The organism is Mesorhizobium sp. M4B.F.Ca.ET.017.02.2.1 (genome assembly GCF_003998955.1).
Classification (GTDB): Bacteria; Pseudomonadota; Alphaproteobacteria; order Rhizobiales; family Rhizobiaceae; genus Mesorhizobium; species Mesorhizobium abyssinicae.
In genome coordinates this window covers 1-6,027 of sequence record NZ_RZOF01000371.1, presented here as the reverse complement: position 1 = coordinate 6,027, position 6,027 = coordinate 1, and the positions used below count along the sequence as shown (strand labels likewise).

General features: G+C 65.5%; 4 protein-coding genes and 1 pseudogene. 4 read left to right on the top strand and 1 reads right to left on the bottom strand.

Annotated features, from left to right (window positions below):
- From EN738_RS29425 to EN738_RS29410, 4 genes and pseudogenes are all read left to right on the top strand, one after another.
- Positions 1–435 (top strand): annotated as a pseudogene (locus EN738_RS29425) (hypothetical protein); the annotation flags it as partial.
- Between the two features lie 222 nt (positions 436–657).
- A complete protein-coding gene (clpB, locus tag EN738_RS29420; protein ID WP_127286714.1) occupies positions 658–3,264 on the top strand; it encodes an ATP-dependent chaperone ClpB in 2,607 nt (868 codons plus the stop codon).
- 75 nt (positions 3,265–3,339) lie between these two features.
- The gene (locus EN738_RS29415; RefSeq protein WP_127286713.1) at positions 3,340–3,696 is read left to right on the top strand and encodes an MmcQ/YjbR family DNA-binding protein; all 357 of its coding nucleotides are present in this window, start codon (positions 3,340–3,342) and stop codon (positions 3,694–3,696) included.
- Between the two features lie 133 nt (positions 3,697–3,829).
- Entirely contained in the window at positions 3,830–5,341 is a 1,512-nt protein-coding gene (locus EN738_RS29410) for a L,D-transpeptidase family protein (protein WP_127286712.1), read from the top strand.
- Here the strand turns inward: EN738_RS29410 and EN738_RS29405 are convergent.
- Positions 5,315–5,947 (bottom strand): TMEM175 family protein, encoded by a 633-nt coding sequence (locus EN738_RS29405; RefSeq protein ID WP_127286711.1) that lies wholly within the window; start codon positions 5,945–5,947, stop codon positions 5,315–5,317. The genes EN738_RS29410 and EN738_RS29405 overlap by 27 nt on opposite strands.
- Positions 5,948–6,027 lie beyond the last annotated feature (80 nt).

The window sequence follows — 6,027 nt, the reverse complement described above, 5'->3', positions numbered from 1 at the left end:
GGCCAGAACGGCCAGCGCGGTGATTATAACCAGCGCGGCGAAAATGGCGGCCAGCGCTTCGACCAGAACCGCCGCAACGAGGCGCCGGCGCAGCCGGAAAGCGCCTCCCCGGCGGAGCCGGCCGTCGCGGCCGAGCAGGCGCCTTTGTTCGACAGTTTTTCGCCGGCGGCTCTCGCTGCCCAGGCAGAGCGCAACGAAGCGGCCTCCGACAATGGCGGCTCGCGCCGCCAGCGCCGTCCGCGCCGTGCACGCGGCAATGCCGACGAAACCGGTGCCGACCAGGCCGATAGCCAGGTGGAAACCGGCAGCGACAATGCCGGTGCCGAACCGGTGAATGCCGCCCCTGTCGAAGGCAATGCCGCACCGGCCGAGGACAATCCGGCGCCGGCCGACGGCGCCTCCAGCGATCCGGTTGCTGCCGACGTCAACAACTGATCGGGTCCGGTTTTCAGGTCATCAAGCGGCGGAGAGAAATCTCCGCCGTTTTCGTTTTGCGCGGCGCTGGAATAATATGCATCCCGCGCCGCCTGGACGCCTTGAGAGCCCTGTGCCCCTTCACCATATCTCGCGTGAACAGGATCCGGCTCGAATGAGCGGGTCCGTCACCGCAATCTGATCCGGTGCCGCAAAGCGGGCCGGTGATGGAAGGAGACAGATATGAACCTTGAAAAATACTCGGAGCGCGTGCGCGGCTTCATCCAGTCCGCCCAGACCATGGCGCTCTCGCGCAACCACCAGCAATTCACGCCCGAACATATGCTGAAGGTGCTCGTCGATGACGACGAGGGCCTGGCCGCGTCGCTGATCGAGCGTGCCGGCGGCAATGCCCGCGACGTCAAGCTCGGCGTCGAGGCGGCGCTCGAGGCGATGCCCAGGGTGGAAGGCGGCAACGGCCAGCTTTACCTGGCGCAGCCTCTGGCCAAGGTGTTCTCGACCGCCGAGGACCTGGCCAAGAAGGCGGGCGACAGTTTCGTCACCGTCGAACGGCTGCTGCAGGCGCTCGCCATGGAGAAGTCGGCCAAGACCGCCGACATCCTGTCCAAGGCCGGCGTCACCGCGCAGGCGCTGAACCAGGTCATCAACGATGTCCGCAAGGGCCGCACCGCCGATTCGGCGAGCGCCGAGCAGGGCTATGATGCGCTGAAGAAGTACGCGCGGGATCTGACGGCCGACGCTCGCGCCGGCAAGCTCGATCCGGTCATCGGCCGCGACGACGAGATTCGCCGCACCATCCAGGTGCTGTCGCGCCGCACCAAGAACAATCCGGTGCTGATCGGCGAGCCGGGCGTCGGCAAGACAGCGATCGCCGAGGGCCTGGCGCTGCGCATCGTCAATGGCGACGTGCCGGAATCGCTGAAGGACAAGCAGCTGATGGCGCTCGACATGGGTGCGCTGATCGCCGGCGCCAAATATCGCGGCGAGTTCGAGGAGCGGCTGAAAGCCGTGCTCAACGAGGTCACGGCCGCCGCCGGCGGCATCATCCTGTTCATCGACGAGATGCACACGCTGGTCGGCGCCGGCAAGGCGGACGGCGCCATGGATGCGTCCAACCTTCTGAAGCCGGCGCTGGCGCGCGGCGAACTGCACTGCGTCGGCGCGACCACGCTCGACGAGTACCGCAAGCATGTCGAGAAGGACCCGGCGCTGGCCCGCCGATTCCAGCCGGTGTTCGTCAACGAGCCGACGGTGGAGGACACGGTCTCGATCCTGCGCGGACTGAAGGAGAAGTACGAGCAGCACCACAAGGTGCGCATCTCCGATTCGGCGCTGGTTTCGGCGGCGACGCTGTCGAACCGCTATATCGCCGACCGCTTCCTGCCGGACAAGGCAATCGACCTTGTCGACGAGGCCGCCTCGCGGCTGCGGATGCAGGTCGATTCGAAGCCGGAGGCGCTGGACGAGATCGACCGCCGCATCATGCAGCTCAAGATCGAACGCGAGGCGCTCAAGGTCGAGAAGGACGATGCCTCGAAGGACCGGCTCGCCAGGCTGGAAAAGGAGCTTGCCGGGCTGGAGGAGGAGTCCACCGAGCTCACCTCGAAATGGCAGGCCGAGAAGCAGAAGCTCGGGCTCGCCGCCGACCTCAAGAAGCAGCTTGACGAGGCGCGCAACGACCTGGCCATCGCCCAGCGCAAGGGCGAGTTCCAGCGCGCTGGCGAGCTTGCCTATGGCAAGATCCCGGAGCTGGAGAAGAAGCTGAAGGAGGCCGAGACGCAGGACGGCAAGGCCGGCATGGTCGAGGAAGTGGTCACGCCCGACCACGTCGCCCATATCGTGTCGCGCTGGACCGGCATTCCGGTCGACAAGATGCTGGAAGGCGAGCGCGACAAGCTGTTGCGCATGGAAGACGAGATCGGCAAGCGGGTCGTCGGTCAGGGCGAGGCGGTGCAGGCCGTCTCCAAGGCGGTGCGCCGCGCCCGCGCCGGACTTCAGGATCCGAACCGGCCGATAGGCTCGTTCATGTTCCTCGGCCCGACCGGCGTCGGCAAGACCGAGCTCACCAAGGCGCTCGCCAATTTCCTGTTCGACAACGAAAACGCTTTGGTGCGCATCGACATGTCGGAGTTCATGGAGAAGCATTCGGTCGCCCGGCTGATCGGCGCGCCTCCCGGCTATGTCGGCTATGAGGAAGGCGGCACGCTGACCGAAGCGGTGCGGCGGCGGCCCTACCAGGTCGTGCTGTTCGACGAGATCGAGAAGGCGCATCCGGATGTCTTCAACGTGCTGCTGCAGGTGCTCGACGACGGCCGGCTGACCGATGGCCAGGGCCGCACGGTCGACTTCCGCAACACGCTGATCATCATGACCTCGAACCTCGGCGCCGAATATCTCGTCGGCCTCGGCGAGGACCAGGATGTCGATGCCGTGCGCGACGAGGTGATGAGCGTGGTGAGGACCTCGTTCCGGCCGGAGTTCCTCAACCGCGTCGACGAGGTGATCCTGTTCCACCGGCTGCGCCGGCAGGACATGGACCGCATCGTCGAGATCCAGCTCAAGCGGCTGGAGAACCTGCTCGCCGACCGCAAGATCACGCTGTCGCTGGATCATGACGCGATCGAGTGGCTGGCGGCCAAGGGCTACGATCCGGCCTATGGCGCGCGGCCGCTGAAGCGGGTGATGCAGAAAGAGCTGCAGGATCCGCTGGCGGAGAAGATCCTGCTCGGCGAGATCCTCGACGGCTCGACAGTCAAGGTCACCGCAGGTTCCGACCGGCTGAACTTCCGCTCGAAGCCGACGGTCGTGGCGACCGAGGCGGCGGCCTGAACCGCCTTGCCTTACCGGAACGGCGGAGCCTGAATGGGCTTCGCCGTTCTTCTTGTTTGAAATGGCGGGGCCCGCATGACGCTAGATGACTACAACAGCTTCTGCGCCTCGCTGCCCCGGGCGACCCATGTCGTCCAGTGGGGCGGCGCTCACGTCTGGAAGGTCGGCGGCAAGGTGTTTGCCATTGGTGGCTGGAACGGGGGCGAACAGCTCTTCGTCACCTTCAAATGTTCCGACATCGCCTATGACGTGCTGAAGGAGCAGCCAGGCTGCAGGCCCGCGCCCTATCTTGCCTCGCGCGGCATGAAATGGATCCAGCGCCAGACAAGCCAGAGCATGGATGATGCGGCGCTGAAGGACTATCTCGGCGAAAGCCACCGCCTGGTCGTCCTCAAGCTGACGAGACAGACACGCAGGGAATTGGGGCTGTAGCAGCCGGCAGTCCGCCATCTTCATGCCCGGTTCATGTTGGAACCTTAAGCTCGGTAAATGGTTTGCTGGCGAAGGGCTCGCCACAAAGGGACATGCCGCGCGGCGGCAATTACGGACCGGAGAGTTGGCCACAATGTTGCGCACGATCGTCTGCCTTTCGGCTGTTGTCGCCGGATTGGTGTCTTCCGGCGCGTTCGCGGCGCCGAGTGGCGACGGCGCGGAAAGGGAGGCCCGCGCTCCCGGCGGCATCCTTCTCGCCCAGGACGGCAACATCGACGTCTATTACGACGCCCGGGGAAACCGCGTCATAGTCGATGCCGATACCGGCAAGGTCATCGCTATCCAGCCGCCGGGCACCAGGCTCGATCGCAGGGCGCTGCGCCGGCAGCTGCGGATGCAGGAGCTCGGCCGCGCGCCGGTCGAGGATGACGACCGCTACTATCTCGACGATCCCGAAGACATGGCCCGCTTCCGCCGCAGGCAGCTGGACGAGGAAGGCAGGGTGATTCCGCCGCCGGCCGACGAATACGATCCCTATGGCGACAATTCCGTGGATGCCTTTCCCCCGGTGCCGGACGATGAAGGCAACACCGCCACCTACCCGGAGGCGCCGAAGCCGAATACCGTCAAGCGCCAACCGCTGAACGAGGCGTCGATCAACCCCGCGCAGCCGGATCAGGATACGCAGGCTTCCCTGCCGCCGGACACCGGCGGCAAGGCCACGGTCGACCCGTCGCTGTCGCTCGGCGCGCGCCAGGATGTGGCGGCGCTGCAGGTGCTGCTCGATCGCGCCGGCGCGTCGCCGGGCGTGATCGACGGGCGATTCGGCTCCAACGTCGACAAGGCGCTGGCCGCCTACAACGAGATCACCGGCAGCAATCTGCGCTCGACCGACGCCGTGGGCATTCAGTCGGCGCTGGCGCAGTCGGGCGGCGATGCGTTCGCCTCCTACACGATCACGCCCGAGGACGCGGCCGGCCCCTACGTCGCGTCGATCCCGGAAGACTACAGCCAGAAGGCGCAGCTCGACCGCATGGGCTACACCTCCGTCACCGAAGCGCTGGCCGAGCGTTTCCATATGGACGAGAACTATCTGAAGTCGATCAATCAGGGCCTCGATTTCAACCGCCCCGGCACGATCATCAAGGTTGCCAATTTCGGCAGGCTGGTGTCGACGCCGGTCGCCCGTATCGTGGCCGACAAGGGCAAGAAGGAAGTCTTCGCCTATGATGCTGCGGGCAAGCTGGTCGCCGCCTATCCGGCCACCATCGGCTCGTCCGACACGCCATCGCCGTCGGGCATTCACACCGTGTCGCGTATCGCGCTCGACCCGAACTACACCTACAACCCGAGCATCAATTTCAAGCAGGGCCAGAACGACAAGATCCTGACCATTCCGCCGGGGCCGAACGGGCCTGTCGGCTCGGTGTGGATTGCGCTGGACAAGCCGACCTACGGCATCCACGGCACGCCCGACCCGTCCAAGATCGGCAAGACCGAAAGCCATGGCTGCGTGCGCCTGACCAACTGGGATGCACGGGAACTCGCCAAGCTGGTATCGCCGGGCGTCACCGTGGAGTTCGTCGGCGGACCCACGATCATCGATGTCGGCGGGACCTCAACCGATGAATTTACGCAGCAGTGAGGCGCGCGGCGCGGCGGCATAGACCAGCTGCGCCAGCAGGATGAACGCGATACTGAGCAGCGGGCTGAACAGGCAAAGTGCCGCGCCGACCGCCCACAGGATCTGCGCCTTGATGATGCGCTGGTAGACAGTGCGCCTCGTTTCGGCGTCGACGTCGCCGGCCAGCATCTCGTTCTTGTCGGCGTACCACCAGCTGGCGAAAAGCGTCACGCCAAGCATCAGAAGATTCAGCCAGTAGACGAGCACCGCGACCCGGAATTCGAGGAAATCGGCCAGCAGGTCGGTGGAGAACGGCAGCAGCGCGATGAAGGCCAGAAAGCAGAGATTGAGCGTTGCCAGCCGCCGGTCCGATCTTGCGATCAGGCCATGCTGCGCTTGCTGGCCGAACCAGAAGATGGTCAGGGTCAGGAAGCTCAGCGCATAGGTCAGGAAGCGCGGGGCGAGTGCCGTGATCGCCGCCAGCAACTCGCCCTCGGAATGGACCGCTTCGTGCGGCGGCACCCTGATCTCGAGAACGATCAAGGTCAGCGCGATGGCAAAGACGCCGTCGGTGATGCCGACGACGCGCCCGCGAGCCTCCGCCGACGGTTCGAGTGGCCGCTTCATGGTTTCCCCTTTTGGCGCTGGTTCGGTTGGCGGGTCGGAACCTAGCACGCGACGCTTCGTTTGCATCATAAGTGCCGGCC